Below are 24,197 nucleotides of genomic sequence, written 5' to 3'. Positions count from 1 at the left end.
GAAAGGAATGCCGGATGAGTCACTTCCTGGAACGCCTGACCTACCTGTCCCGACGCCGTGAACCCTTTGCCGACGGCCATGGCGAATTGCGCGACGAAGACCGGATGTGGGAGGAAGGCTACCGGCAGCGCTGGCAGCATGACAAGATCGTGCGCTCCACCCACGGCGTGAACTGCACCGGGTCCTGTTCCTGGAAAATCTACGTCAAGAGCGGTGTCGTCACCTGGGAAACGCAGCAGACCGACTACCCGCGTACCCGTCCCGGCATGCCAAACCACGAGCCGCGCGGCTGCTCGCGCGGAGCTTCCTACAGCTGGTATCTCTACAGCGCGAGCCGCATCAAATATCCCATGGTGCGCGGCCGCCTCGTGAGCGCCTGGCGCGAGTTGCGCAAGACGCTCGGACCCGTCGAGGCATGGGCCTCGATCGTCGGCGACGGGAAGGTCGCAGAGTCCTACAAGGCGATGCGCGGGCGCGGCGGCTTCGTGCGCTCGACCTGGGCGGAAGCGGCCGAGATCATTGCCGCCGCCAATGTCCACACGATCAAGACATGGGGCCCGGACCGCGTCGTCGGCTTCTCGCCGATCCCGGCAATGTCCATGGTCTCCTATGCCTCCGGAGCGCGCTATCTGAGCCTCATCGGCGGCACGCTTCTCTCTTTCTATGACTGGTATTGCGACCTGCCGCCGTCGAGTCCCCAGACCTGGGGCGAGCAAACCGACGTGCCGGAATCGGCCGACTGGTACAATTCCGCCTACATCATTGCCTGGGGCTCGAACGTGCCCCAGACGCGCACGCCCGACGCGCATTTCTTCGTCGAGGCGCGCTACAACGGCACCAAGGTCGTGGCCGTGACACCGGACTATTCCGAGGTAGCGAAGCTTTCCGACCTTTGGCTGCATCCCAAGCAGGGCACGGATGCCGCGCTCGCCATGGCGATGGGCCATGTTGTCCTGAAAGAATTCTTCCTCGACCGCAAGACACCCTACTTCGAGGACTACTGCCGCCGTCTGACTGACTTGCCGATGCTGGTCAGGCTGAGGAAGGACGGCGACCGCTTCGTGCCTGACCGCTACGTCCGCCGGAGCGATCTCGCCGACGGGCCGAAATCGCGTCGCAAAACGCCGAGATCCGACCGGGCCGCCTGGAAGACGGTGGCGGTGGCGGAGGAAAGCGGCGACCTCGTCGTGCCGCAGGGCTCGATGGGCTACCGCTGGCCGGCGGACGGCGAGGATAAGGGGCTCTGGAACCTTGAGGAAAAGGACGGCGAGACGGGGAAGGAGGTGCGGCTGGGCCTGAGCCTGATTGACCGGCGCGACGACGTGCTCTCGGTCGCCTTCCCCTATTTCGGCGGCATTCCGCATCCGCATTTTCCCGGCAACGACCAGGGTAGCGACGTGCTTTTGCGCAGCGTGCCCGTGCGGCGCGTCAAGCTCGCCGACGGCGAGGCCCATGTCGCGACCGTCTTCGACCTTCTCTGCGCCAACTACGGGCTCGACCGCGGGCTGGGCGGGGACTGTGCCAAGAGTTTCGACGACAACGTTCCCTATACGCCGGCCTGGCAGGAGAAGATCACCGGCGTTTCGGCCGCTCACGCCGTCGACGTGGCTCGCGGCTTCGCCGCCAATGCCGAGAAGACGAAGGGCCGCTCCATGGTCATCATCGGGGCGGGCATGAACCACTGGTACCACCAGGACATGGGCTACCGTTCGATCATCAACATGTTGATGATGTGCGGCACCGTTGGCGTGTCCGGCGGCGGCTGGGCGCATTATGTCGGTCAGGAGAAGCTCAGGCCGCAGACCGGCTGGACCATGCTCGCCTTCGCGCTCGACTGGGTGCGGCCGCCGCGCCACATGAACGGCACCTCCTTCTTCTACGCGCATTCCGACCAGTGGCGTTACGAGAAGCTCGACGTTGCCGAGTTGCTGTCACCGCTCGCCGATCCCGCGCCCTACCGCGGCAGCATGATCGACCTCAACGTAAGGGCCGAGCGCATGGGCTGGCTGCCATCGGCGCCGCAGCTCAACGTCAATCCCCTGACGCTCGCGGCGGAGGCGGAGAAAGCAGGCGTCGAGGTGAAGGACCATGTCGTTGCCGGGCTCAAATCCGGCAAGCTCGCCATGGCCTGCGAGGACCCCGACAATCCGATCAACTTCCCGCGCAACCTGTTCATATGGCGCTCGAATCTGTTCGGCTCGTCGGGGAAGGGACACGAGTATTTCCTGCGCCATTTCCTCGGCACCCGGCATGGCTTGCAGGGCAAGGACCTCGGCGAGGAAGGCCGAGAGAAGCCAACCGAGGTCAAGTGGCGCGATGCCGCGCCCGAAGGCAAGCTCGACCTCGTGGTGACGCTCGACTTCCGCATGTCGACGAGCTGCCTCTATTCCGACGTCGTGCTGCCGACCGCCACATGGTACGAGAAGAACGACCTCAACACCTCCGACATGCATCCGTTCATCCACCCGCTCTCCGCCGCGGTGGATCCGGTGTGGGAGGCCAAGAGCGACTGGGAGACCTACAAGGCGATCGCCAAGCGCTTTTCCGAGCTGGCCGAGGGCCATCTCGGCATCGAGCGCGACGTGGTGCTAACACCCATCCAGCACGACACGCCGGCCGAGCTTGCCCAGCCCTTCGAGGTGCAGGACTGGAAGAAGGGCGAATGCGAGCTGGTGCCCGGGGTGACCGCGCCGCAGATCGGCGTGGTCGAGCGCGACTATCCCAACACGTACCGCCGCTTCACCGCGCTCGGCCCGCTAGCCGACAAGCTCGGCAATGGCGGCAAGGGCATTTCGTGGAATACCGAGGCCGAGGTGAAGGGGCTCGGCGCGCTCAACCATCGCGTCAACGACGGCGGACCGACCGACGGGCGGCCGCGCATCGACACCGACATCGATGCAGCCGAAACCGTGATGTATCTGGCACCCGAGACTAACGGCGAAGTGGCGGTGAAGGCCTGGGAGGCGCTCGGCAGTATCACCGGGCGCGACCACACCCATCTTGCCGAGACGCGCGAAGACGAGAAGATCCGCTTTCGCGACATCCAGGCGCAGCCGCGCAAGATCATCTCTTCGCCGACCTGGTCCGGGATCGAGAGCGAGCATGTCTCCTACACGGCCGGCTACACGAACGTGAACGAGCTGATCCCGTGGCGCACCATCAGCGGCCGCCAGCAATTCTACCAGGACCATCGCTGGTTCCGCGATTTCGGCGAGGGTTTTGCCGTCTACCGTCCGCCGATCGACACGCGAACGGCCGCCGCCATGCTCGGCAAGAAGGCGAACGGCGAGAAGGAGATCGTGCTAAACTTCATCACCCCGCACCAGAAATGGGGCATTCACTCCACCTACACCGACAACCTGATCATGCTGACGCTGTCGCGCGGCGGGCCGATCGTGTGGCTTTCGGAGACGGACGCCAAGAAGGCCGGCATCGTCGACAACGACTGGATCGAGCTGTTCAACCTGAATGGCGCGATCGCGGCGCGCGCTGTGGTCAGCCAGCGCGTCCAGGAAGGCATGTGCATGATGTACCATGCGCAGGAGAAGATCGTGAACGTGCCGGGTTCCCAGATCACTGGCCAGCGCGGCGGCATACACAATTCGGTCACGCGCACGATGCTGAAGCCGACCCACATGGTCGGCGGCTACGCGCAGCTTTCCTACGGCTTCAACTACTATGGCACGGTCGGCTCCAATCGCGACGAGTTCGTGGTCGTGCGCAAGCTCGTCAAGGTCGAATGGCTCGACCATTCCAATCCCGTCGATCCGGTTGCCGAGGAGGCTGCATCATGAAGATCCGCGCACAGATAGCGATGGTGATGAACCTCGACAAATGCATCGGCTGCCACACCTGCTCCGTCACCTGCAAACAGGTGTGGACCTCGCGCCAGGGCATGGAATACGCCTGGTTCAATAACGTCGAGACCAAGCCCGGCATCGGCTATCCCAAGGATTGGGAGAACCAGGAGCGCTGGAACGGTGGCTGGAAGCGGAAGAAGAACGGGAAGATCGTGCCGAAGCAGGGCGGCAAGCTCGCCATTCTGGCGAAAATCTTCGCCAATCCGAACATGCCGGAGATCGACGACTATTACGAACCTTTCACTTTCGACTACGAGCATCTGCAGAAGGCGCCCGAACTCCCGACCGCACCCGTCGCCCGGCCGTTGTCGCTGATCACCGGCCGGCCGATGGAGAAGATAGAATGGGGGCCGAACTGGGAGGAGATCCTTGGCGGCGAGTTCGACAAGCGCTCGCAGGACTATAATTTCGAGGCGGTGCAGAAGGATATATACGGCCAGTTCGAAAACACCTTCATGATGTATCTGCCGAGGCTGTGCGAACACTGCCTCAACCCGAGCTGCGTCGCCTCCTGTCCCTCCGGCTCGATCTACAAGCGCGAGGAGGACGGCATCGTCCTGATCGACCAGGACAAGTGCCGCGGCTGGCGCATGTGCGTGTCGGGCTGTCCCTACAAGAAGATTTACTACAACTGGACCTCGGGAAAGGCGGAGAAGTGCATTTTCTGCTATCCGCGCATCGAGGCCGGGCAGCCGACCGTCTGCTCGGAAACCTGCGTCGGCCGCATCCGCTATCTCGGCGTGCTCCTCTACGATGCCGACGGCATTGAGCGCGCGGCTTCCGTGGAGGATGAGCAGGATCTCTACGAGGCGCAGCTCAAGCTGTTCCTCGATCCGAACGATCCGGCGGTCGCGGAACAGGCGGCCGCGGACGGCATCGCCGACAACTGGATCGAGGCGGCAAGGCGCTCGCCCGCTTACAAGATGGCGGTGGACTGGAAGATCGCCTTTCCGCTGCATCCCGAATACCGCACCTTGCCGATGGTGTGGTACGTGCCGCCGCTTTCGCCTATCCAGTCGCACGCCAATGCCGGCGCGATCGAGACGGTGGGCGAGATCCCCGACGTGCGCTCGCTGCGCATCCCTGTGCGCTACCTCGCCAATCTGCTCACCGCCGGCGCCGAGGCGCCGGTCGTCGCGGCGCTGGAGCGGATGCTCGCGATGCGCATCTACTTCCGCCAGCGCCAGCTCGGCGAGGGCGATGGTGCAGCGGTGCTGGCGCAGGCTGGGCTTAGCGTGGCGCAGGTCGAGGACATGCACCGCTATCTCGCCATCGCCAATTACGAGGACCGTTTCGTCATCCCGACCAGCCACCGCGAGGACGCGGAGGATGCCTACGGGCTCAAGGGCTCCTGCGGTTTCACCTTCGGCAATGGCTGCGATTTCGGGCCGCCGCATTCGACGCTTTTCGGCGGCAAGATGGGCCGCCGCAAGCTCAATCCCGTGCGGCCGCTCGATACGTGAGGATGGTCCCATGTTGATATTCAAGGCCTTCAGCGCACTTTTGTCCTATCCGAGCGAAGAGATGCGCCAGGCACTGCCCGACATCGCCGAGGTCGTGTGCACCTCGCCGTTAGTGGCCGCGCGCGAGCGGGATGTCCTGCTAGCGCTGATCGACGAGATCGGAGAGGGTAGCCTGCTTGCCACCGAGGAGCGCTACGTAGACCTGTTCGACCGCGGCCGGGCTCTGTCCCTGCATCTGTTTGAGCATCTGCACGGCGATGGCCGCGACCGGGGCGTCGCGATGGTCGAGTTGAAGGCCCTCTATGGCGCTGCCGGCTTCGAGCTGACCGCATCGGAACTGCCGGACTACCTGCCTGTCGTGCTGGAGTACCTGAGCCTGCGCAACATGACGGAAGCGCGCGAGCTGCTGGCCGACTGCGCGGCCATTCTCGCTTCGATCTGCCGTTCTTTGCTCGCCCGGCAAAGCCAATATGCCGCCGTCATCCAGGCGCTGCTGGTCATCGCCGGCGAGAAGCCGATCGACGCGGCCAAGGTGAAGCCGGTCCGCGAGCAGACGGAAACGCTCGACAGCGACTGGGTCGAGCGCCCCGCCTTTGCCGATGCCGCGCCGCCCGGCGGCGGCTCCACGATTTGAGAAGGAAGGAGGCTCTCGATGCTCACCAATTCTTACGTCAACACGCTGCTCTTCGGCGTCTATCCCTATATCTGTCTCGTGGTGCTCCTGATCGGCAGCTTGATCCGCTTCGACCGCGAGCCCTTCACCTGGAAGAGCGATTCCTCGCAGATGCTGCGCAAACGCGAACTGCAGTTGGGCTCCACCTTCTTCCATTACGGCGTCATCGTCGTCATCCTTGGCCACTTCATCGGCTTCCTGGCACCGCACTGGGCGGTCGACTGGGCGCTGTCGCCGGTCGCGCACCAGTTACTTGCGATGGTGGTGGGCGGCATCGCCGGCCTCGTCGCCATCGTCGGGCTGACGATCCTCATTCACCGTCGGCTTGGCGACCCTCGCATCAGGCTGAACAGCCGCAAATGGGACATCGCCATCACCTTCATGCTGTGGCTGCAGCTTGCGCTCGGCCTGCTCACCGTGCCGCTGTCGGCGTTCCACATGGACGGCCAACTGTTCGAGACGCTGACGGCCTACGTGAAAGGCATAGTGACGCTCGACGGCGGGGCGGCGGCATCGATGATGGGGGTGCCGCTGACCTACAAACTGCACATATTGCTCGGCTTCACGCTGTTCCTGGTTTCGCCGTTCACGCGCATGATTCATATCTGGAGCGGGGCAGGGGCGCTTTCCTATCTGTTCAGGCCTTACCAGATCGTGCGCACGCCTAAAACCCGTGCCCAGGAGCCGACCAGGCCATGATCCTGTCGGTGAATGGCATAGCCGTGGCGGTCGAGGCCGACCATCCGGCGGAGCTTGCCGCCGCGCGCGAGCTTTTGCGCCAGCGCGCGGTTGCGGTCGGTTTGCTCGATCCCTCCGTTGAAGACGACGCGGCTGTCGAGTCGGCGGTCGAAGCGTTGCTGGAGAAGGAGGTGGCGACGCCGGCACCCACCGATGCCGAGTGTCGCCGCTACTACGAGCAGAACTCGGCCGAATTCGAGAGCGGCGACCTCGTCCACGCGCGGCACATCCTGTTCCAGGTGACGCCGCATGTTAACGTGCCGCAGATACTAGCCCGCGCCGAGCAGGCCTTGAACACATTGCTTGCCGAGCCGGACCGCTTCGCCGCGATGGCGGCGGAGCTTTCCAACTGTCCTTCGGGCCAGCAGGGCGGCAATCTCGGCCAGGTCGGCCGCGGCGACATGGTGCCGGAGTTCGAGAAGGCCCTCTTCAAGTTCGGAGCGTTGGGAATCCTGCGAGAACTCGCAAGGACGCGCTACGGCTTCCACATCGTGGCGGTGGACCAGCGCATCCCGGGCCGCAAGCTTCCGTTCGAAGTCGTCCAGGAGCGGATCGCCGAACGGCTCCGGTCACGAGTGGAGGAAAGGGCGCTGCGCCAGTATGTCAGCATCCTGGCCGGACAGGCGGAGGTCGAGGGCATCCATCTGGAAGCAAGCCCGTCGCCTTTGGTGCAATAGGCTCGACCTTGTGCAGTTTGCGCTTGGACCTGCTGACCGGGCTAGGGTTCCCATTGAGTTCGTTGAGGCTACGGAAGAAGTCAGGGGTGGGCGTGACATGCTTGGGGATTTGATCGCCACACTGGACCAGCCGGAGGTGGTTGCCGATGTCCTGTCGACCCTCCCCGGGGAACTTGCTGTACAGGTTGCTGGACGCGCGGCCGCAGCGTCGATGTCTGTGGCTGACTTTTCAGCTGGTGCCGTGAGGGCGTTTCTCGACGAAGCCGACGATGATCTCTGGTTCCAGCTTCTGACAGTGATCCGGAAATCGGAAGATCCCGGCCTTTCGGCTGTGCAAACGATCTTGAGATGGGTCGTGGACGCATAGATATCGTCTCACTCCGGTGGCTGGGCCGTCCTTCATCCGCTACCGGGACGACGACTCTGTGGCCCCGTCAACTTTTAGCCCCGCCAGCCAGAGATCTGCAGGCAATCTGACGGATCGGCCTTCCCCATTCAGTGATCCCATCTTAGTAGCGTTCCCTGACCCGGGCGGTTAACCAGTCACAAGACGACGATAGGTTGTCTGCCAAATGATGGCTTTGACTTGGACCAAACGCGAAGGAATCCGGCCCCAGATTTCGACCGGGTGTGTCAGTAGGTAACCGTGACAACTACCGAGTCGGTGTAGATGCGGGTCATCGGCGCAGTCCGCAGCGGGCTCATGGCCATAGAGATCTGGGCGAACGGATTGCTCCAAGGCTGACTACAGGCGGCATCGCTATAGAGGCTGCGGGTGACGAGCTGAGTGGCTAAGCGCCATTTGGCCGCCATGGGCTCCATCTCGAAGCAAACGCATCGTCCGTGATCCCGCGGGCTCGACCCTTCCCTATCGAACAGAAACGCTTCGCTCGCTAACAAAGTTTGCGCTGGGACAAAGTCCGGCTAGTCGGCCCGACCTATCTTTGGTGCCGATCCTTTTGCTGGGAGGTCTGCCCGGCAAAAGTTCTATCGAGGCTCGATATCAAGGCGAAAGCGAGACTTCGACGGTTTGACGCGCTGACCATTGTGGCGGCGCTTTGAGGTGACGGCCATGATTGGCACCGCGCTTTCGCGCTGGACGATGTCGTATTTCACCGCAGCCTTGGTCTTCCTTGTCGGTGCCCAGGCGCTGATGGTTGTCGGCTACGGCTTTCCCGCAGCGCCTGTCGAGGCCCCCGAGACGCTGCTGCTCGTCCATATGGTCACGATCGGCTGGCTCAGCCTGCTGATGTGCGGCGCCCTGTTTCAGTTCGTACCCGTGCTGATCGCGCGACCGCTACGGTGGGGATGGCTGGCGTTGCCAGCCTTGATATGTCTTTTGGCCGGGCTCGCCTTTCTTCTGGCGGGGTTCTTGCAACTGGCGGGTGCCTTCGAAACCGCCGTTCCCCTCCTCGCATTCGCAGGCGCGCTTCTGCCGGCCGGCTTCCTTCTTGTGGCTGGCGTTCTGGGCGGCACGCTGTGGGGCGACCGTCTGCCACTCCCGGCGCGTTTCGTTGCCGTGGGTCTGTCGTGCGCCCTCGTCACGGCCACCCTGGGCGCGCTGTTCACCCTCATGCTTTCGGGCATGCTTCCCGGCTTGGCCGAGATCGACTTTCGCACCCAAGCCCTTCCAGTCCACATCGCCATGGGGCTTGCCGGATGGTTGAGTTTCACGGCGATCGGCGTCTCCTATAGGCTTTTGCCGATGTTCATGCTGTCGCCCGACCGGGAGCGCAGGAGCAGCCGGGCGGTCTGGTGGAGCGGGGTCGCCGCGCTGCTGCTGACGGTGTCCGCCTCGCCGATCGCCGCCTTGTTGGCAAGAGTGGAACTTCCGGAAGCCGACAGCCCGGCGATGGTGTCGGCAGTGCTGTTCGGAGTGTCTAGCCTCGGGCTCTACGGTCTCGATCTCGCCTTCTTCTATCGTCACCGCAAACGCCGCACCGTCGAATTGAACAGCCGCGCAGCCCAGGGTGCCTTCCTAGCGCTTGCGCTATCGGCGGTTCTGTTGCTTGCCCTGCTTGCGACGGGAACGCTGGAGCAACACGTCGGCGCGCTCCTTTATCTCGTGGCCTTCGGCTGGCTGACAGGCCTTGGGCTTTCGCAGCTCTACAAGATCGTGCCGTTCCTGACCTGGCTGGAATGCTATGGTCCGATAATGGGCAAGAAGCCGACGCCGCGCGTGCAGGACCTTGTCATCGAGCGGCGCGGCTCGATCTGGTTCGGGCTCTATTTCCTCGGAGTGGCGGCCGGCACGGAAACCCTGCTTGTCGACCGACCCGACTTGTTCCGGATCGCGGCCGCGATGGCGTTGCTCGCGACGCTGGCCATCGTTGTCGAACTTGTCCTCGCTCGACGTCTCACGAACGTGCCGGAGGACAAGCGCCTGCCCGAAGGTGCCTCGCGATCGAGCCTTTTCCTGCCTAGGCCGCATTGAATTCAGACAGATGGAGACCGCAATGACCCAAGCTGACTACGAACTCGACGTTCGCCCGATCCTCCGGGAAGGCGCAGAACCCTTCAGTGCAATCATGGAGGCGGTCGCCGCGCTCGCCCCCGGCCAGAGGCTGCGGCTGCTTGCCACCTTCAAGCCGATCCCTCTGTTCCATGTCCTTGGGAGCCGTGGCTTCGAGCCGTCGGCGCGCGAGATCGGCGACGGCGACTGGGAGGTGATCTTCACGCCGACCGTCGAAGAGCCCGACGCCGCAGCCGAGCGACCGGATCCGGTCGACGTCGAGATCGGCGCCGAGCACGAGCACTGGCCGGCGCCGGTCACCGAATTGGACAACCGCGATCTCGATCCGCCCGAGCCGATGGTGCGGACACTGGAAGGCGTCGAGGCTCTTTCGCACGGCCAGACGCTGGCGGCGCTGCTTCCGCGGGAGCCCGTCTTCCTGTTCGAGGAACTGGAGGCGCGCGGTCATCGCTGGCGCGGCGCGGTCGAACCTGAAGGACACTATCGCGTAGTGATCCGGCGCGGGTGAGCGGGAGGCTCCAGTCCTTGCAAAGGAGTTTACCGATGCCCCTGAATGAAAAAATGACCATGGACGAGATCATGCGCAGATGGCCGCAAACCATCCGCGCGGTCATTCGCAACGGCATGCTATGCGTCGGTTGTCCGATCGCGCCCTTCCACACGGCTCCTGAGGCCGCCCGCGAGCATGGGCTGGATTGGACGTTGTTGCGCGCGCAACTGGAATCGGCTGGCGCAAGCACCGCTTCGGCGGGTTTGAGCCGAGCGGCTCGGCGATCTGCGTCGCGAGGTGGGATTCCGAGAAGTGATCGCCACAATCGCTGAGGCGCGGGTCCTACATTAGAATTCCTCTAAACTTCTGCCTTCGGCTAGCTTGGAAGGTCTCCGCTCGCTATTCCAGCTCAACCAAGCGCAGGCTGGTAGCCATGCATCGCCGTTGCCGTGCCGTTCGGTGGCGGAAACTGGTGGCTCCTGTTTAGGTCTGGTAGGTTGCCTCGTTCCGGCGGACGCGACGAAACGCGTTGGCGTTGCGTGGGACATTGACGATTTCGTGCGACGGGGAGCGGATTTCCAGCGCGACCATCTGTTTGAACCCGGCGCAGCGTCCGCACATGTGGCAGGCCGATCCGCCACGCATGGTGCGGATGGGCACGAGGCGGCATTCCCCGCGCAGCAGTGGAACAAGCTCGCGCATTTCAGTCCGCAACTTGATCCCAATTTGATCCAGCGCAACGTTCGCCGACGAGCTTCGTCTAATAGACGACTGCGATCTTAACCCAGACAAATAAGGGACCAGAAGAAAATGCGTTCTATCAAACTTGTGCTGTCGTTTGCGGCAGCCGCTCTGATAACGGCTAGTGCTGCTCATGCGGCCGAAGTTGAAGTCAACATGATGAACATGGGCAAGCACGGCATGTTCCAGCTCGAGCCTTCCTTTCTCAAGGTAGCGCCCGGCGACACCGTCCATTTCGTCGCCAAGGACAAGGGCCACGATGTCGAATCCATTCCGGGCATGCTGCCGGACGGCGCCCAGCCGTTCAAGGGCGAGATGAACAAGGATGTTTCCGTCACATTCACCAAGCCCGGTGTCTACGGCATCAAGTGCAATCCTCATTACGGCATGGGCATGGTGGCGCTCGTCGTAGTCGGCGACCCAAGCAGCAACCTGAAGGCAGCCGAGTCGGTCAACCAGCCGGGCAAGGCCAAGAAGGCCTTCGACGAGCTCTTCAAGCAGGTTGGTCAATAAAGGCCGGGCAATCCTTCAGCATGGTGCAGAGCGGGTGACGACCGAGCGTAGCGCCGCTGCGATTGCCGAGAGGCTCTTCATGGTGCGTGCCGCTGCCTCTTGCGTGGCGGCCAGCACCGCCTCGTCGCGTGTGCGGCCAGCGAGGCGGAGATAGGCGTTATGAAGTTGCTCCGCCTGTCGCAGAGCCTCACGTAGCAGGAGCGGGGGTGTGACAACCTGTACTCCCGCTAGGGGCACCCGGGGCTGGTTTGCCGATAACCCCGCCGCTTCGCTTTCCTCCCGGTCGGCTATTTCGGCAATCGTTGCCGAAGCCGCATCCTCGGCCAATGCGGCAAGCCGTGCAGCAATCCCACGATGGACGGCGGCCGCATGCGACTCCAGCCGTCGGCTCTGACGCTCGAAGTCCGCAAGAGAGGCCGCATCAAGCGTCTTCATCGGATCGCGAGCACGTTCGGCGCTATCGCGATGGTAGGCCCGGCGCCTTTCCTTGCGGAGCATAGCGGCGTGCGCGAGCGCTTGTCCGGCCAGCCATTCCGCGGTCGCACGCACTGTCGCATCGTCGCTGTGCGCTATGATGTAGGAATAGAAGGCAAATACCTGCATCTCGCTTTCCACGGCAACGCCAAGGGCGCTGTACGATGTCAGCGTCGCGCTCACTGCCGCCTCGTCCCACAATCGGGCGGTCTCGGTAGGCAAATCGCGAGGATCGGCGGCGCGCGCCAGCGGAAGTGATCCGGTCAAATCACGGGATCGACGCGCAATTTCCTCGATGTGGTCGCGCTCTTCCTCGATGAGCCCGAGGAAAGTTCCGGCGATTCGTCGCTCACCCAACATTTCCATGTGGACGGCTAAACCGGAGTAGCGCTGCAGAGCGGCTTCCTCCATGGCCATGGCGAGACCAAGAAGCTCCGAGACGCTGCGTGGCCGTGCGGTAGGTTCTTCCGTCAACCGCCTCATGGGAGCAAGCCTCCGGTTCGAATGGACGAGCTTTAGCATACATCAATGATACATCTTATTGCGCTGGATCAAAGATCGGTTCCGTCTACCCGTCTAAGGGTGTCGCTCGCTTGGTCAGCAGCCGGCCGGGCATTGAGCAGATGACGGCAAATGAAATCACGCATCGAATTTGGACGGAGACTGGCGCGCCCGCTGATGGCCGTCGTTGTACTTCTTCTCGCCGTTCTGTGGCTGACATACGAAGCAAGCGCGGCCGGCCGCCTCGGCGAGTTCCTGGGCGGATTGAAGGCATCCGACATCGATGTGGCGGCCGACAGCTTCGGCGAGGTCGAGGGCAGCCCGCCTGCGGCGAAGCTGCTCAAGGGTGGTCAGCCCGTCGGCTACGCTTTCCTCACGGGCGACGTCGTCGATTCGACCGGCTACTCCGGCAAACCGATCAACATCGTTGTCGGCATCGACCTCGACGGCAAGATCACCGGCGCAAAGCTCGTCGAGCACCACGAGCCGATCGTTCTGGTCGGCATCCCTCAAGCCAAGATCGACCATTACATCAACGGGTTCGCCGGCCGGCGTGTCCTCGATCCGAGCGAGGCGAGCCGCATGCCGGTCGACATCGTCAGCGGGGCGACGGTCACGATGATGGTCATCGCCGACAGCATGACGCAGTCGGCGGTTAAGGTCGCGCGATCGCGCAGCCTGGGCGCGGCGGCCGCGCGCATCTCTGCTGCCCCTGCCCACCGCTCGATCGATCAGACCAAGAGCGCCGTCGAAACCTGGCAAGCCTTGCTCGGCGACGGATCGGTGCGCAGGCTTGCGATCACCAACAAGGAGCTCGACGACCTGTTTCAGCGGACGGGCAATGCCGCGGCGATCGCACGTCCTCAGGCAGGCGACCCGAACGCCCCCTTCGTCGACGTCTATGTCGCGCTGGCGAGCGTGCCCACGATCGGCCGATCACTGCTCGGCGATGCTGAATATGACCACCTTCGCCAGGATCTGAAGCCCGGCCAGCAGGCGATCCTCATCGCCGGCGACGGGCCGTATTCCTTTCGCGGCTCCGGCTATGTGCGCGGCGGCATTTTCGATCGCATCGAAGTGATCCAGAGCGAGAGCAGCATACGTTTCCGCGATCGCAATTACAGGCGGATCGGCGCGGTTTCTGCCGAGGGCGCGCCGGATTTTTCCGAAATCGGTGTTTTCGTCACGCCCGACGGCACGAACCTTGATCCCGGTGCGTCGTGGCGGTTCCAGCTTCTCGTGCAGCGGGCGACCGGTGCGCTGGACAAGGCATTCGTCACGACGGGGCTCGACTATGCGACTCCGGAAAAGTATCTGGCAGCGCCGGTTTCGCCACCGACGGCGGTTGCGCCGCCGTCGGCCAGCGCGCCAGCGTCGGCTGCCGCTCAACCGGTGGCAACCGGAGAGGCCGAACCGCCGCTCTGGCAGCGGATGTGGCAGGCGCGGAAGTTCGACATCGCCATCATGCTCGCCGCCATTGGTGTGCTTACAGCCATCTTCTTCTTCCAGGATTTCCTGGTGAAGTGGCCTCGCGCCTTCGAACGCATCCGGCTTGGCTACCTGGCGTTCACGCTCGTCTGGATTGGCTGGTACGAACACGCGCAGCTGTCGGTCGTGAACATCCTCACATTCTTCAACTCGCTGCGAGGCGATTTCCGGTGGGACTATTTCCTTCGTGACCCGCTGATCTTCATCCTGTGGTCGGCCATCGCGGCCGCGCTGTTGTTTTGGGGGCGCGGCGCCTATTGCGGCTGGCTCTGCCCGTTCGGCGCGCTGCAGGAGTGGACGAACCGGGTGGCACGGTGGTTGCACGTCCCGCAAGTTAGCGTCCCGTTCTGGCTGCACCAGCGCCTGTGGCCGTTCAAATACATCATCTTCCTCGCGCTTTTCGGCCTGTCTTTCGGCTCGCTCGGCCTCGCCGAGGAAGCTGCCGAGGTGGAGCCCTTCAAGACCGCGATCATCCTGCATTTCGCGCGCGAGTGGTGGTTCGTGCTGTTCGCGGTCGGCTGCCTTGCGCCCGGCCTCTTCATCGAACGCTTCTACTGTCGCTACGTGTGTCCGCTCGGCGGCGCGCTGGCCATTCCCGCCCGTGTGCGCATGTTCGATTGGCTGAAGCGCTATAAGGAATGCGGCTCGCCCTGCCAGCGCTGCGCCAATGACTGTCCCGTCCAGGCGATCCATCCGGAAGGGAATATCAATCCCAACGAATGCATCCAGTGCCTCAACTGCCAGGTGCTCTATCACGACGACCAGCGCTGCCCGGTGGTGATCCAGAAGCGCATCAAGCGCGAAAAGTTCCTGGCACTGCAGTCGCCGTCGATGATGCCGGATTCTAAGGGAAAACCGAGAGTTCTCGTGACCGCCAACGGGCGCGAACTATCCGTGGAACGGAAGCCTGCGGCCAGCCAGGCCGCGTCAACAGAAGGAGAGAACCAATGAAGGACGATGATAGGCCGGAGGAGGCTGGAGTAAGCCGCCGCAAGCTTCTGACCGGAAGCGGCAAGGCCGCCATACTTGCGGGCCTCGCCAGCGCGGCCGGCGGCGGTGCCGTCGGCGTTGCCGGGTTCACGCGGCCCGCCCATGCCAAGGAAGCGACCAATGAGATCCGCCCCGGCGACCTCGACGAATATTATGGCTTCAGTTCGAGCGGCCAGTGCGGCGAGGTGCGTGTCATCGGCCTGCCATCGATGCGCGAACTGATGCGTATCCCGGTGTTCAACCGCTGCAGCGCCACAGGGTGGGGGATCACCAATGAGAGCCGGAAGGTCCTGACGGAAGGGCTGATGCCGACCACGCAGGCATTCCTTGCCACCCGCGGCGGCATCTACCACAATGGCGACCTCCATCATCCGCATATGTCCTTCACGGACGGCACCTATGACGGACGCTATCTGTTCGTCAACGACAAGGCCAATTGCCGCGTTGGGCGCATCCGTTGCGACGTGATGAAGTGCGACAAGATCATTGAGGTTCCGAACGCATCGGACATTCACGGATTGCGCGTTCAGAAGTATCCGCGGACCGGCTACGTGTTCGCCAACAGCGAGCACATCATCCCGATCCCGAACGACGGCAAAATCCTCGACAGTCCCAAGCAGTACTGGTCGGTGTTCACGGCCATCGACGGCGACACCATGAAGATCGCCTGGCAGGTGCTGGTCGACGGCAATCTCGACAACACCGATGCTGACTACCAAGGCAAGTACGCGTTCTCGACCTGCTACAACTCGGAGCGGGGCGTGACGCTTGCCGACATGACATCCGCGGACCGCGACTGGGTGGTGATCTTCAACATCAAGCGCATCGAGGATGCGGTAAAGAAAGGCGACTACAAGGAGATCAACGGCGTGCCGGTGGTCGACGGGCGGCACGGCTCGCGCTACACCCGCTATGTGCCTGCCGGCAACAATCCGCACGGCTGCAACACGGCGCCCGACGGCATTCATGTCGCGATCGCCTGCAAGCTCTCGCCGACCGTCACGCTGTTGGACGTGCGCCGCTTCGACGACCTCTTCGACGACAAGATCCAGCCGCGCGATGTCGTCGTCGCCGAGCCTGAGCTGGGTCTCGGACCGCTCCACACGGCTTTCGACGGCCAGGGCAACGCCTACACCACGCTGTTCCTCGACAGCCAGGTCGTCAAGTGGAACCTCGACAAGGCAATACAGGCTTATGGCGGCGCCAAGGTCGACCCGATCATCCAGAAGCTCGATGTCCACTATCAGCCGGGCCACAACCATACTTCCATGGGTGAGACCAAGGAGGCGGACGGCAAGTGGCTGATGTCGCTCAACAAGTTCTCCAAGGACCGCTTCCTGCCGGTGGGACCGCTGCATCCTGAGAACGATCAGTTGATCGACATCTCCGGCGACGAGATGCGCCTGGTCCATGACGGGCCGAGCTTCGCGGAGCCACACGATATCTGCCTGGTCCATCGCTCGAAAGTCAGGCCTGAGATCGTGTGGAAGCGCGATGACCCGATGTGGGAGGAAGCGCGGCAGCAGGCGGCGAAGGACGGCGTCAAGCTCGAGGAAGCCGCCGACGTCATCCGCGACGGCAACAAGGTGCGCGTCTACATGCATTCCGTCGCGCCGGCCTACAGCCTCGACAAGTTCACAGTGAAGCAGGGTGACGAGGTCACCATCACCGTGACCAATATGGACGACGTAGAGGACTTGACCCACGGCTTCACCATGGTGCGCCACGGCATTGCGATGGAGATCGGGCCGCAGCAGACGGCGTCCGTGACCTTCACCGCGGACCGCCCCGGCGTCCACTGGTACTATTGCCAGTGGTTCTGCCACGCCCTGCACATGGAAATGGCCGGGCGCATGATCGTGGAGCCGAAGCCGGCATGATCTGGCAACGGCATAAGCGGAGCGCAGTTGCGGCGGCCCTCGCTGCCGCCTGCGCCTTCTTCCTCCCGGGGGCGGGGCGGGCGGAAACCCTCGCCGTCCCCGCGGGGGGCGACGGTCTTCGGCTGGCGATCGCCGCGTCACAATCCGGCGATACATTGAGGCTCGCCGCCGGCATCCACCAGGGCCCGATCCGGATCGACCATGCTCTCACCATCGAGGCTGAGTCGGGGGCCGTGCTCGACGGGCAAGGCAAGGGGAGTGCCATCGAGGTGGCTGCTCCGAACGTCGCCATGCGCGGCCTGACGATACGCAATTCGGGCATCGACGACCCCATGGATGCGGCAGTCTTCCTTGAAGACAGCGCCACGGGCGCGATCGTCGAGGACAGCCGGATCGAGAACAGTCTCGTCGGCGTCTATGTCCACGGCGCCGCCAACGCGATCGTGCGGAACAACCGCATCGTCGGGCGGACCGACCTCAGGACCAACGAGCTCGGCAACGGCGTCTATGTCTGGAACGCGCCGGGAGCGCAGGTGATCGGAAACTACATCACAGGCGGCCGCGACGGCATCTTCACCAATGCCAGCCGCAACAACGTCTTCCGCGGCAACCGTATCGAGAATGCCCGCTTCGCCGTCCACTACATGTACACGAACGACAGCGAGGTCGCCGATAACGTCTCGCGCGGCAACCATGACGGCTACGTCATCATGTATTCCAGCCGCCTGGTGATCCACCGCAACCTCTCGGAAGACGACGGCGATCACGGCCTTCTGCTCAACTACGCCAATGATGCGGAAATCGAAGGCAATGTGGTGCGCCGCAGCGACCAGTGCGTCTTCATCTACAACGCAAACAAGAACCTGTTCGTCGACAACTGGTTCGAGGATTGCGCTGTCGGCATCCATTTCACCGCGGGTTCGGAGCGCAACCGGATAACGGGCAATGCCTTCGTCCATAACCGCTCGCAGGTCGTCTATGTCGGGACACGATCGCTCGACTGGTCGGCGGACGGGCGCGGCAACTACTGGAGCGACAATCCGGCGTTCGACCTGAATGGCGACGGCATCGCCGATACCGCTTACCGCCCGAACGACATCTTCGACAAGGTCGTGTGGACATATCCGACGGCCAAGCTCCTCATCAACAGCCCGGCCGTGCAGGTCATCCGCTGGGCCCAAGCGGAATTCCCCGCGCTCCATCCGGGTGGCGTCATCGACAGCGCGCCGCTGATGGCGCCCATCGCGCCTACGCATGAGGTGAAGCCATGACGCCGACGATCTTCATGGAGGGCGTGTCGAAGCGATACGGCGATACCTATGTCGTGCGCGACGTGGATCTCAGGGTCGCGCCCGGCGAGTGTGTCGCAATCGTCGGGCACAACGGGGCCGGCAAGAGCACGCTGGTCAAGATGGCCCTCGGCCTGCTCACGCCGACCGCTGGACGCATTACGCTGCTCGGCGAGAACCCGGCCGGGCGCCAGGCCATGGCGTTCCGGCGCAGGATTGGCTTCCTGCCCGAGAACGTCGCCTTCTCTCCGGCCATGACGGGCCGCGAAGTGCTGCGTTTCTACGCGCGCCTCAAGCAAGTGCCGGCCGGCGTCGCCGACCAACTGCTGGAACGCGTGGGGCTCGCCGCCGCGGCGCGCCGCCGCGTCGGCACCTATTCGAAGGGCATGCGCCAGCGCCTCGGATTGGCGCAGGCGCTGCTCGGCGAGCCGCGCGTCCTCTTCCTCGATGAGCCGACAACCGGCCTCGACATCGAGTCACGCCAAATGTTCTACGATGTCATGGCCGAGCTGCGCGACGCCGGCGCGACGCTGCTGCTATCCTCGCACGCGCTCAGCGACATCGAGCAGGCGGACCGCATCGCCATCATGAAGGCCGGCCGCATGGTCGCATGCGGCGCGCTTCCTGAACTCCGCCGCATGGCGGACCTGCCACTTCGCATACGGGTGCGGATAGTCGACGAGAATGCGGCGCGGGAATTCGCCGCCCGGCGCACCGTGCAGTGGCTCGACGACCTACGTTTCGAGCTCACCTGCGCCGACGACGGCAAGATCGAGGCGATCCGCAGCGTCTCGCTGCTGGAAGGCGTCTGCGACATCGAAGTGATGCCGCCGACATTGGTCGATCTTTGCGACGAGCTGACACGGGAGGCCGCGGAATGAATGCCATAGCAACGATTGCCGGCCGCGAGATACGCGATGGCCTGCGCAACCGCTGGGCCCTTGGCGCCGTCCTGCTGATGGCAGGCTTGGCACTGACGCTTGCGTTTCTCGGCAGCGCACCCACGGGCGTGGTCGGCGCAAGTCCGCTCGAGGTGACGGTGGTCAGCCTGTCAAGCCTGACGATTTTCCTGGTTCCGCTGATCGCGCTCCTCCTGTCACACGACGCAATCGTCGGGGAACGAGATCGCGGCACGCTGCTTCTTCTGCTTTCCTACCCGCTCTCGCGCTGGCAGATCCTGTTCGGCAAGTTCCTCGGGCACGTCTCGATCCTGACGGTCGCGACCGTCCTCGGCTACGGCGCCGCCGGAGCGGCGCTCGCGCTAGCGGCCGGCGAGTTCGATGCCGACAGCCTCGGCAGCTTCGCGCGCATGGTCGGCTCGTCTGTCCTGCTCGGCGCGGTCTTCGTCGCGCTCGGATACTTGATCAGCGCGACCGTGCGCGAACGTGCGACTGCGGCAGGCCTTGCCATCGGGATCTGGCTGGTTCTGGTCCTTCTCTACGACATGGCGTTGCTCGGCCTGCTGGTTGCGGATCAGGGCAGGACGATCAGCGCCGCCGCCTTCAACTGGCTGCTCCTCTTGGATCCCGCCGACATCTTCCGGCTCCTCAATCTTGCCGGGCTGTCGAAGACCAGTCTGTTCGCCGGGATGGCCGGCCTTGCCGAGCAGATGCAGTTCGGCCGCGCCGTGCTGCTCACGGCGTTGGCGGCCTGGGTGGCGGTTCCGCTTGCGCTCGCTGCCTTCGTCTTTTCGAGGAAAGAGCCATGATGCGCGCTACAGTCCTCGGTGCACTGGTCGCCGCTGTCGTCTCCGTGCTGCTCGCCGGCTGCAATCAGGACATTGCCGGCTTGCCCAAGCCGCCACCGCAAGAGCCGACGGCCACATCGGTCGCCTACTTCTGTTCGATGGGTCTGCTCGAACATGGCGGTCCGAAGGCGCAGGCCTTCCGTATCGGCAAATCCGAGCCACTTTGGTTCTCGTCCGTTCGCGACGCGGTCGCTTTTTCGATACTCCCCGGGGAGCCGAAGGATGTCGTCGCTATCTATGTTAACGACATGGCGAAGGCCAGGAATTGGGAGCATCCCGAGGCAGGAACCTGGGTCGAGGCGCACGATGCCTGGTACGCGATCGGCAGCGACTACAACGCCGATATGGGCGGCAAGGAGCCGGTGCCCTTCTCTGATGTGAAGGCTGCCTGGACGTTCACGGCCGCTCACGGCGGAACCGTCGTGCGCTTCAACGAGATTCCGGAGAACTATGTCCTGGAAAGTGACGACAGCGCTCACACCGCCGATGTTTCCGTCGGCGAATCCAAGTTGCCCAAACCCGCGGTAAAGCAATGACAATCCTCAGCAACGGAATTGATGCGAACGACGCGTTGGCAGACCGGATAACCAGACGCCGCTTCATCCGCATCAGCGGCGCCGTGGCAGGCGTGAGCCTTGCGGCGCTTGGAGTAGGTGTTGCGCTGCCGGGCCGGGCATCGCGGCTGTTCCACGAATGGCGCGGTATCGCGCTTGGTGCCGACGCCTCGCTGCAGCTGTACCATCCAGATGCCGCGGAAGCCGAACGCCTTATCGCAGATGCGCTCGACGAGTTGCACCGACTGGAGCGCGTGTTCAGCCTCTATGACAGCACATCCGCGCTTTGCCAGTTGAACAGTGACGGCCAGCTCGCCGATCCGCCGCAGGAGCTGGTCGAGCTTTTGGCTATGAGCGAGCGCTATTCTCGGGCTACCGGCGGAGCCTTTGACCCGACCGTGCAGCCGCTCTGGGCCCTCTACGCGAAGCACTTCGGTGTGGCGAACGCCGATCCGAACGGGCCGTCGTTGGCCGACATCGCAGACGCGGTGGGCAAGTGCGGCTACCAGCGCGTGAAAGTCGACACCGGTAAAGTGGCATTCGAGCGGTCGGGCATGGGCCTTACCCTTAACGGTATCGCGCAAGGCTACATTACCGATCGCGTCGCCGAGCTTCTGCGTGCCCGTGGTGTCACTCATACTCTGGTGGATATGGGAGAGACACGCTCGCTCGATGCTCATCCGACGGGCCGACCCTGGTCGGTCGGAATAAAGAATCCGCGCGCAGAGGACCGTCTCATTGCGACGATCGCCCTCGACAACCAAGCAGTCTCCACATCCGGCGGCTACGGGACTCAATTCGATGCAGCAGGACGGTTCAATCACATCTTTGATCCCGCCACAGGTTCGTGTGCCAATCGCTATCTCAGCGTCTCGGTCGTCGCGCCAACTGCTGCCTGCGCCGACGCGCTCTCGACGGGCCTATCCGTTTTGCCCTTAGAGCGGGCTTCGTCGATTCTCGCCGATGCCGGAGCGACGCGGGCCTATTTCGTGCTCGCCGACGGACGCGTAATCGACAGAAGTGCCTGAGGCGGGCGGAAGCATCGGGGACCGGTCGCTGACCTGGCTCGATGCCGCGGGCCGGGAATCCAGGACTGGCTGAACCTCGTAGCACGATTTCTTTGTCGAGGTGAGGTGCCTGGTTTGGCTCGCCATCTGCGGCTTAGGGGAGCGGCGGCCATAACTGTTTTTTCGGTTATGCTGCCAACGGCTTGATCGAGTCCGCCTTGTACTATCGGATCGTCATCCGCGGCCGGACGGCCGAGTGTCGAGGCCCCATGGCCGCCTGCCACTGGGAACGCGAATCCTTGCGGAGTTCGGAGAAGATGTCGATTTCGGCTTGATCGACTACATCCGGCAGCCGCTTGCCTCAAGGATTCGGGTGGCCAATCCTTTGTGTTGCGTCCGGAATCCGCTTGCTCGAGATTTTGTCGATGTCAGGCCACACGGGATCATGAGTGGCTACACCAAGGATCGTTTGGGCTTTACACAGAACCCGAAAGTGGGTCCCTCCCTGGGGCCGACCTATTCCTTCTGCTGAGGGCCTTCCGCAAGCAGAAGCAACTGATGCGCCTTCACTACGGTCACTTTCTGGCGGCCGCTCTTGACCAGGCCTTTCTCCTCCCAGGCCGTGAGCAACCGGCTTACGGTGTGAAGCGTGGTCCCCGTCATCTCGGCTATATCCTGGCGAGAAATCGGAAAATCGATCAGCAGGCCTTCTTCCGTCTGCTTTCCCGTCTGTTTGACGAGCTTTAGCAACGCGTGAGCGACGCGTCGGTCCACCTGCTCGGTCGACAGTTGGATGACGCGGTTGTGTGCGTCCTGCAGCCTGCTGCCAACGGTCTTGTAGGTGTTGGCCGCGAAATCCGGGAAGGCAGCGGCGAACTCCGACCAGAGGCCGCCAGGCCAGGCCAGGACCACGCAATCGACGGCCGCGATGGCGCTGGCCGGATATGTAGTACGGCCCAGCGCGTGCGCGATGCCCATCAATTCGCCGGGGCTGATGTAGCGGACTATGATCACCTGTCCGTCCTGGGTGGTTTTGACGACGCGGACGTGCCCGTCCAGCAGGAGGAAAAAGGACTGCGCCTCGCCCTCCTGCTCGAAAATGGTCTGGTCCCTGGGAATCCGCAACGACCGGGCCCTATCGAGGATTCGTTCCAGGTCTGACGGCGCCATGCCCTGGAAGAGAGACAGGCCAGCGATCAAAGAGCGATCGAGACGGCTCAAGTGATGCTCCTTTCGTCTCCTCTACTTTCGTAGGCGTCGCCCTCGATAGTCACCATGTCACAGTCCTGCAGAGCGCAGCAAGCGACTCGCGCTGCGGCTTTTTTTCCCGATTAGTGGCTTGTTTGCGCCACGGCAAAGTTTGCCAGCAATGCCTGGCGTATGAGCCACCGCAACGGCGCTCAAAGCGAGAAAGCAGCGGTCGGCGGCTCCAAAGGCCACCCGGCAAATGATCGGAATGGCAGCATGGCGACCCCACGGACACGGCCGGGAAGATATCCGGCCATACTCTCCTACGGCTTCAGGCCATTCTTCCTGCTCGGCTCGTTCTACGCAGGCGGTGCGGTTCTCTTCTGGCTCCCGCTATTTTACGGCCGGCTGTCGATCTTCAGCGCCTTCGCTCCCGTGGACTGGCACATTCACGAAATGCTGTACGGATACCTGGCGGCAATCATGACTGGGTTCCTGCTGACTGCGATTCCGAACTGGACCGGCAGGCTGCCGGTACAAGGACTTCCCTTGCTGGCGCTCGTCGTCGTCTGGCTGGCCGGACGCACGGCGGTGTCCTTCTCCTCGCTGATCGGGTGGAAAGCCGCCGCAGGGCTGGATTGCGCGTTTCTGCTTGCGGTCATTGTCGCTGCCGGCATCGAGATCGTCGTCGGGCGCAACTGGCGGAACTTGAAGGTGCTGCTTCCCGTGGCTGTCCTGTTTGCCGCGAACGTGGCATTTCATGCCGAGGCGCATTTCCACGGCATTTCGGACATAAGCCGTAGGCTCGGGATCGGCGCGGCCATCGTCCTGATCATGATCATCGGCGGCCGCATCATCCCCAGCTTCACCCGCAACTGGCTGGTTCGCGAGAATCCAGGACGCCTGCCGGTTCCTTCTGGCCGTTTCGATACGGTAACGATCGCGCTGTCGGTGGTCGCGCTTGCAGCATGGACGTTCCTTCCCGTCACGGCCGGGACGGGCCTGTTGCTGATCGCGGCCGCGGCGTTCAACGCAATACGGCTTCTCCGCTGGGCCGGAGACCGCACCTTGCGCGACCCATTGGTATTGATGCTGCATCTCAGCTTTGTTTTCGTGCCGGTCGGCCTTCTGCTGAGCGGTCTGGCTGCCATTGTTCCGGAGATGGTCCCCACGGCCGCCGGCGCGCATGCGTTCGGGGTGGGCGCTGTCGGGTGCATGACCGTGGCGATCATGAGCCGTGCAACTTTGGGGCACACGGGACGCGAGCTGCAAGCAAGCTTCGGAACACGCGCAATCTACTTCGCAATCCTGCTCGCGGCCGCCTTGCGGATCGCGGCAGCCTTTGCTCCGGCGCAAGAGATCCTGATCTATTTGTCGGGTGTCGCATGGGCGGTAGCTTTCCTCGGCTACGTGGCGGTTTTCGGCGGCATGCTCATTCGCCCGCGCTAGGG

General features: G+C 63.4%; 22 protein-coding genes. 18 read left to right on the top strand and 4 right to left on the bottom strand.

The features are described 5' to 3' along the window. The first annotated feature begins 14 nt into the window (after positions 1-14). The 6 genes from WDX12_RS28695 to WDX12_RS28670 all read left to right on the top strand — a co-directional run bounded on the left by WDX12_RS28695 (position 15) and on the right by WDX12_RS28670 (position 7,778). The gene (locus tag WDX12_RS28695; protein WP_434722866.1) at positions 15-3,794 is read left to right on the top strand and encodes a nitrate reductase subunit alpha; all 3,780 of its coding nucleotides are present in this window, start codon (positions 15-17) and stop codon (positions 3,792-3,794) included. Continuing rightward, positions 3,791-5,323, top strand: coding sequence for a nitrate reductase subunit beta (gene narH / locus WDX12_RS28690; protein ID WP_434722865.1), 1,533 nt, complete (start codon positions 3,791-3,793; stop codon positions 5,321-5,323). The genes WDX12_RS28695 and narH overlap by 4 nt, the downstream gene beginning before the upstream one ends. 10 nt (positions 5,324-5,333) lie before the next feature. Further along, positions 5,334-5,957 carry a nitrate reductase molybdenum cofactor assembly chaperone gene (gene narJ / locus WDX12_RS28685; protein ID WP_434722864.1) on the top strand — a complete coding sequence of 208 codons (624 nt, stop codon included), beginning with the start codon at positions 5,334-5,336 and terminating at the stop codon, positions 5,955-5,957. Between the two features lie 18 nt (positions 5,958-5,975). Beyond that, positions 5,976-6,695: a respiratory nitrate reductase subunit gamma gene (gene narI / locus WDX12_RS28680; protein ID WP_434722863.1), complete on the top strand. Its 720-nt coding sequence runs from the start codon at positions 5,976-5,978 to the stop codon at positions 6,693-6,695. After that, entirely contained in the window at positions 6,692-7,411 is a 720-nt protein-coding gene (locus tag WDX12_RS28675; protein WP_434722862.1) for a peptidylprolyl isomerase, read from the top strand. Before narI ends, WDX12_RS28675 begins: the two co-directional genes overlap by 4 nt. A 97-nt stretch (positions 7,412-7,508) precedes the next feature. Next, a complete protein-coding gene (locus tag WDX12_RS28670; protein WP_434722861.1) occupies positions 7,509-7,778 on the top strand; it encodes a hypothetical protein in 270 nt (89 codons plus the stop codon). A gap of 266 nt (positions 7,779-8,044) precedes the next feature. Here WDX12_RS28670 and WDX12_RS28665 read toward each other — a convergent pair whose 3' ends face one another. Then, complete coding sequence (locus WDX12_RS28665; RefSeq protein WP_434722860.1) at positions 8,045-8,224, bottom strand: hypothetical protein; 180 nt, start codon at positions 8,222-8,224, stop codon at positions 8,045-8,047. A 259-nt stretch (positions 8,225-8,483) separates the two neighbouring features. On the opposite strand from WDX12_RS28665, the gene WDX12_RS28660 reads away from it, so the two are divergent. Genes WDX12_RS28660 through WDX12_RS28650 form a run of 3 tightly spaced genes read left to right on the top strand, consistent with a single transcriptional unit; the run spans position 8,484 to position 10,706 of the window. Beyond that, complete coding sequence (locus WDX12_RS28660) at positions 8,484-9,845, top strand: hypothetical protein (protein ID WP_434722859.1); 1,362 nt, start codon at positions 8,484-8,486, stop codon at positions 9,843-9,845. Positions 9,846-9,867: 22 nt separating this feature from the next. Then, entirely contained in the window at positions 9,868-10,392 is a 525-nt protein-coding gene (locus tag WDX12_RS28655) for a DUF2249 domain-containing protein (protein ID WP_434722858.1), read from the top strand. Between the two features lie 35 nt (positions 10,393-10,427). Continuing rightward, complete coding sequence (locus tag WDX12_RS28650; RefSeq protein WP_434722857.1) at positions 10,428-10,706, top strand: DUF1858 domain-containing protein; 279 nt, start codon at positions 10,428-10,430, stop codon at positions 10,704-10,706. A gap of 151 nt (positions 10,707-10,857) precedes the next feature. On the opposite strand, the gene WDX12_RS28645 is transcribed toward WDX12_RS28650, so the two are convergent. Then, positions 10,858-11,076, bottom strand: a complete 219-nt coding sequence (locus tag WDX12_RS28645) for a hypothetical protein (protein ID WP_434725780.1) — start codon at positions 11,074-11,076, stop codon at positions 10,858-10,860. Between the two features lie 108 nt (positions 11,077-11,184). On the opposite strand from WDX12_RS28645, the gene WDX12_RS28640 reads away from it, so the two are divergent. Continuing rightward, the gene (locus WDX12_RS28640) at positions 11,185-11,628 is read left to right on the top strand and encodes a pseudoazurin (RefSeq protein ID WP_434722856.1); all 444 of its coding nucleotides are present in this window, start codon (positions 11,185-11,187) and stop codon (positions 11,626-11,628) included. A gap of 15 nt (positions 11,629-11,643) precedes the next feature. Here the strand turns inward: WDX12_RS28640 and WDX12_RS28635 are convergent, their stop codons facing one another. Continuing rightward, a complete protein-coding gene (locus WDX12_RS28635; RefSeq protein ID WP_434722855.1) occupies positions 11,644-12,519 on the bottom strand; it encodes a ferritin-like domain-containing protein in 876 nt (291 codons plus the stop codon). A 216-nt stretch (positions 12,520-12,735) separates the two neighbouring features. On the opposite strand from WDX12_RS28635, the gene WDX12_RS28630 reads away from it, so the two are divergent. Genes WDX12_RS28630 through WDX12_RS28600 form a run of 7 tightly spaced genes read left to right on the top strand, consistent with a single transcriptional unit; the run spans position 12,736 to position 21,579 of the window. Next, positions 12,736-15,042 carry a 4Fe-4S binding protein gene (locus WDX12_RS28630; protein ID WP_434722854.1) on the top strand — a complete coding sequence of 769 codons (2,307 nt, stop codon included), beginning with the start codon at positions 12,736-12,738 and terminating at the stop codon, positions 15,040-15,042. After that, positions 15,039-16,961 (top strand): TAT-dependent nitrous-oxide reductase, encoded by a 1,923-nt coding sequence (nosZ, locus tag WDX12_RS28625; protein WP_434722853.1) that lies wholly within the window; start codon positions 15,039-15,041, stop codon positions 16,959-16,961. Before WDX12_RS28630 ends, nosZ begins: the two co-directional genes overlap by 4 nt. Continuing rightward, positions 16,958-18,232, top strand: a complete 1,275-nt coding sequence (locus WDX12_RS28620; protein ID WP_434722852.1) for a nitrous oxide reductase family maturation protein NosD — start codon at positions 16,958-16,960, stop codon at positions 18,230-18,232. The genes nosZ and WDX12_RS28620 overlap by 4 nt, the downstream gene beginning before the upstream one ends. Next, complete coding sequence (locus WDX12_RS28615; protein WP_434722851.1) at positions 18,229-19,131, top strand: ABC transporter ATP-binding protein; 903 nt, start codon at positions 18,229-18,231, stop codon at positions 19,129-19,131. The genes WDX12_RS28620 and WDX12_RS28615 overlap by 4 nt, the downstream gene beginning before the upstream one ends. Next, positions 19,128-19,958, top strand: coding sequence for an ABC transporter permease (locus tag WDX12_RS28610; protein WP_434722850.1), 831 nt, complete (start codon positions 19,128-19,130; stop codon positions 19,956-19,958). Before WDX12_RS28615 ends, WDX12_RS28610 begins: the two co-directional genes overlap by 4 nt. Further along, on the top strand, positions 19,955-20,533 hold the full coding sequence (locus WDX12_RS28605) for a nitrous oxide reductase accessory protein NosL (RefSeq protein WP_434722849.1): 579 nt from the start codon (positions 19,955-19,957) through the stop codon (positions 20,531-20,533). Before WDX12_RS28610 ends, WDX12_RS28605 begins: the two co-directional genes overlap by 4 nt. Beyond that, on the top strand, positions 20,530-21,579 hold the full coding sequence (locus WDX12_RS28600) for an FAD:protein FMN transferase (RefSeq protein ID WP_434722848.1): 1,050 nt from the start codon (positions 20,530-20,532) through the stop codon (positions 21,577-21,579). Before WDX12_RS28605 ends, WDX12_RS28600 begins: the two co-directional genes overlap by 4 nt. A 495-nt stretch (positions 21,580-22,074) precedes the next feature. On the opposite strand, the gene WDX12_RS28595 is transcribed toward WDX12_RS28600, so the two are convergent. Continuing rightward, on the bottom strand, positions 22,075-22,779 hold the full coding sequence (locus WDX12_RS28595) for a Crp/Fnr family transcriptional regulator (protein ID WP_434722847.1): 705 nt from the start codon (positions 22,777-22,779) through the stop codon (positions 22,075-22,077). A gap of 243 nt (positions 22,780-23,022) precedes the next feature. On the opposite strand from WDX12_RS28595, the gene WDX12_RS28590 reads away from it, so the two are divergent. Further along, the gene (locus WDX12_RS28590) at positions 23,023-24,195 is read left to right on the top strand and encodes an NnrS family protein (protein WP_434725724.1); all 1,173 of its coding nucleotides are present in this window, start codon (positions 23,023-23,025) and stop codon (positions 24,193-24,195) included. The last annotated feature ends 2 nt before the right edge of the window (positions 24,196-24,197 follow it).

Origin of the sequence: Mesorhizobium sp. RIZ17, from assembly GCF_051127865.1 — a bacterium.
Taxonomy (GTDB): Bacteria; Pseudomonadota; Alphaproteobacteria; order Rhizobiales; family Rhizobiaceae; genus Mesorhizobium; species Mesorhizobium humile.
This window is presented reverse-complemented; position numbering and strand designations above follow the sequence as displayed.

What these genes read in the sequence shown, in the direction of transcription:
- WDX12_RS28655 (WP_434722858.1), top strand. Translation starts at nt 9,868, where the DNA reads ATGACCCAAGCTGACTACGAACTCGACGTTCGCCCGATCCTCCGGGAA.
- WDX12_RS28610 (WP_434722850.1), top strand. Translation starts at nt 19,128, where the DNA reads ATGAATGCCATAGCAACGATTGCCGGCCGCGAGATACGCGATGGCCTG.
- WDX12_RS28590 (WP_434725724.1), top strand. Translation starts at nt 23,023, where the DNA reads ATGGCGACCCCACGGACACGGCCGGGAAGATATCCGGCCATACTCTCC.
- WDX12_RS28615 (WP_434722851.1), top strand. Translation starts at nt 18,229, where the DNA reads ATGACGCCGACGATCTTCATGGAGGGCGTGTCGAAGCGATACGGCGAT.
- nosZ (WP_434722853.1), top strand. Translation starts at nt 15,039, where the DNA reads ATGAAGGACGATGATAGGCCGGAGGAGGCTGGAGTAAGCCGCCGCAAG.
- WDX12_RS28620 (WP_434722852.1), top strand. Translation starts at nt 16,958, where the DNA reads ATGATCTGGCAACGGCATAAGCGGAGCGCAGTTGCGGCGGCCCTCGCT.
- WDX12_RS28645 (WP_434725780.1), bottom strand. Translation starts at nt 11,076, where the DNA reads ATGCGCGAGCTTGTTCCACTGCTGCGCGGGGAATGCCGCCTCGTGCCC.
- narI (WP_434722863.1), top strand. Translation starts at nt 5,976, where the DNA reads ATGCTCACCAATTCTTACGTCAACACGCTGCTCTTCGGCGTCTATCCC.
- WDX12_RS28640 (WP_434722856.1), top strand. Translation starts at nt 11,185, where the DNA reads ATGCGTTCTATCAAACTTGTGCTGTCGTTTGCGGCAGCCGCTCTGATA.
- WDX12_RS28600 (WP_434722848.1), top strand. Translation starts at nt 20,530, where the DNA reads ATGACAATCCTCAGCAACGGAATTGATGCGAACGACGCGTTGGCAGAC.
- WDX12_RS28605 (WP_434722849.1), top strand. Translation starts at nt 19,955, where the DNA reads ATGATGCGCGCTACAGTCCTCGGTGCACTGGTCGCCGCTGTCGTCTCC.
- narH (WP_434722865.1), top strand. Translation starts at nt 3,791, where the DNA reads ATGAAGATCCGCGCACAGATAGCGATGGTGATGAACCTCGACAAATGC.
- WDX12_RS28695 (WP_434722866.1), top strand. Translation starts at nt 15, where the DNA reads ATGAGTCACTTCCTGGAACGCCTGACCTACCTGTCCCGACGCCGTGAA.
- WDX12_RS28665 (WP_434722860.1), bottom strand. Translation starts at nt 8,224, where the DNA reads ATGGCGGCCAAATGGCGCTTAGCCACTCAGCTCGTCACCCGCAGCCTC.
- WDX12_RS28660 (WP_434722859.1), top strand. Translation starts at nt 8,484, where the DNA reads ATGATTGGCACCGCGCTTTCGCGCTGGACGATGTCGTATTTCACCGCA.
- WDX12_RS28635 (WP_434722855.1), bottom strand. Translation starts at nt 12,519, where the DNA reads ATGGCCATGGAGGAAGCCGCTCTGCAGCGCTACTCCGGTTTAGCCGTC.
- WDX12_RS28650 (WP_434722857.1), top strand. Translation starts at nt 10,428, where the DNA reads ATGCCCCTGAATGAAAAAATGACCATGGACGAGATCATGCGCAGATGG.
- WDX12_RS28675 (WP_434722862.1), top strand. Translation starts at nt 6,692, where the DNA reads ATGATCCTGTCGGTGAATGGCATAGCCGTGGCGGTCGAGGCCGACCAT.
- WDX12_RS28670 (WP_434722861.1), top strand. Translation starts at nt 7,509, where the DNA reads ATGCTTGGGGATTTGATCGCCACACTGGACCAGCCGGAGGTGGTTGCC.
- WDX12_RS28630 (WP_434722854.1), top strand. Translation starts at nt 12,736, where the DNA reads ATGAAATCACGCATCGAATTTGGACGGAGACTGGCGCGCCCGCTGATG.
- narJ (WP_434722864.1), top strand. Translation starts at nt 5,334, where the DNA reads ATGTTGATATTCAAGGCCTTCAGCGCACTTTTGTCCTATCCGAGCGAA.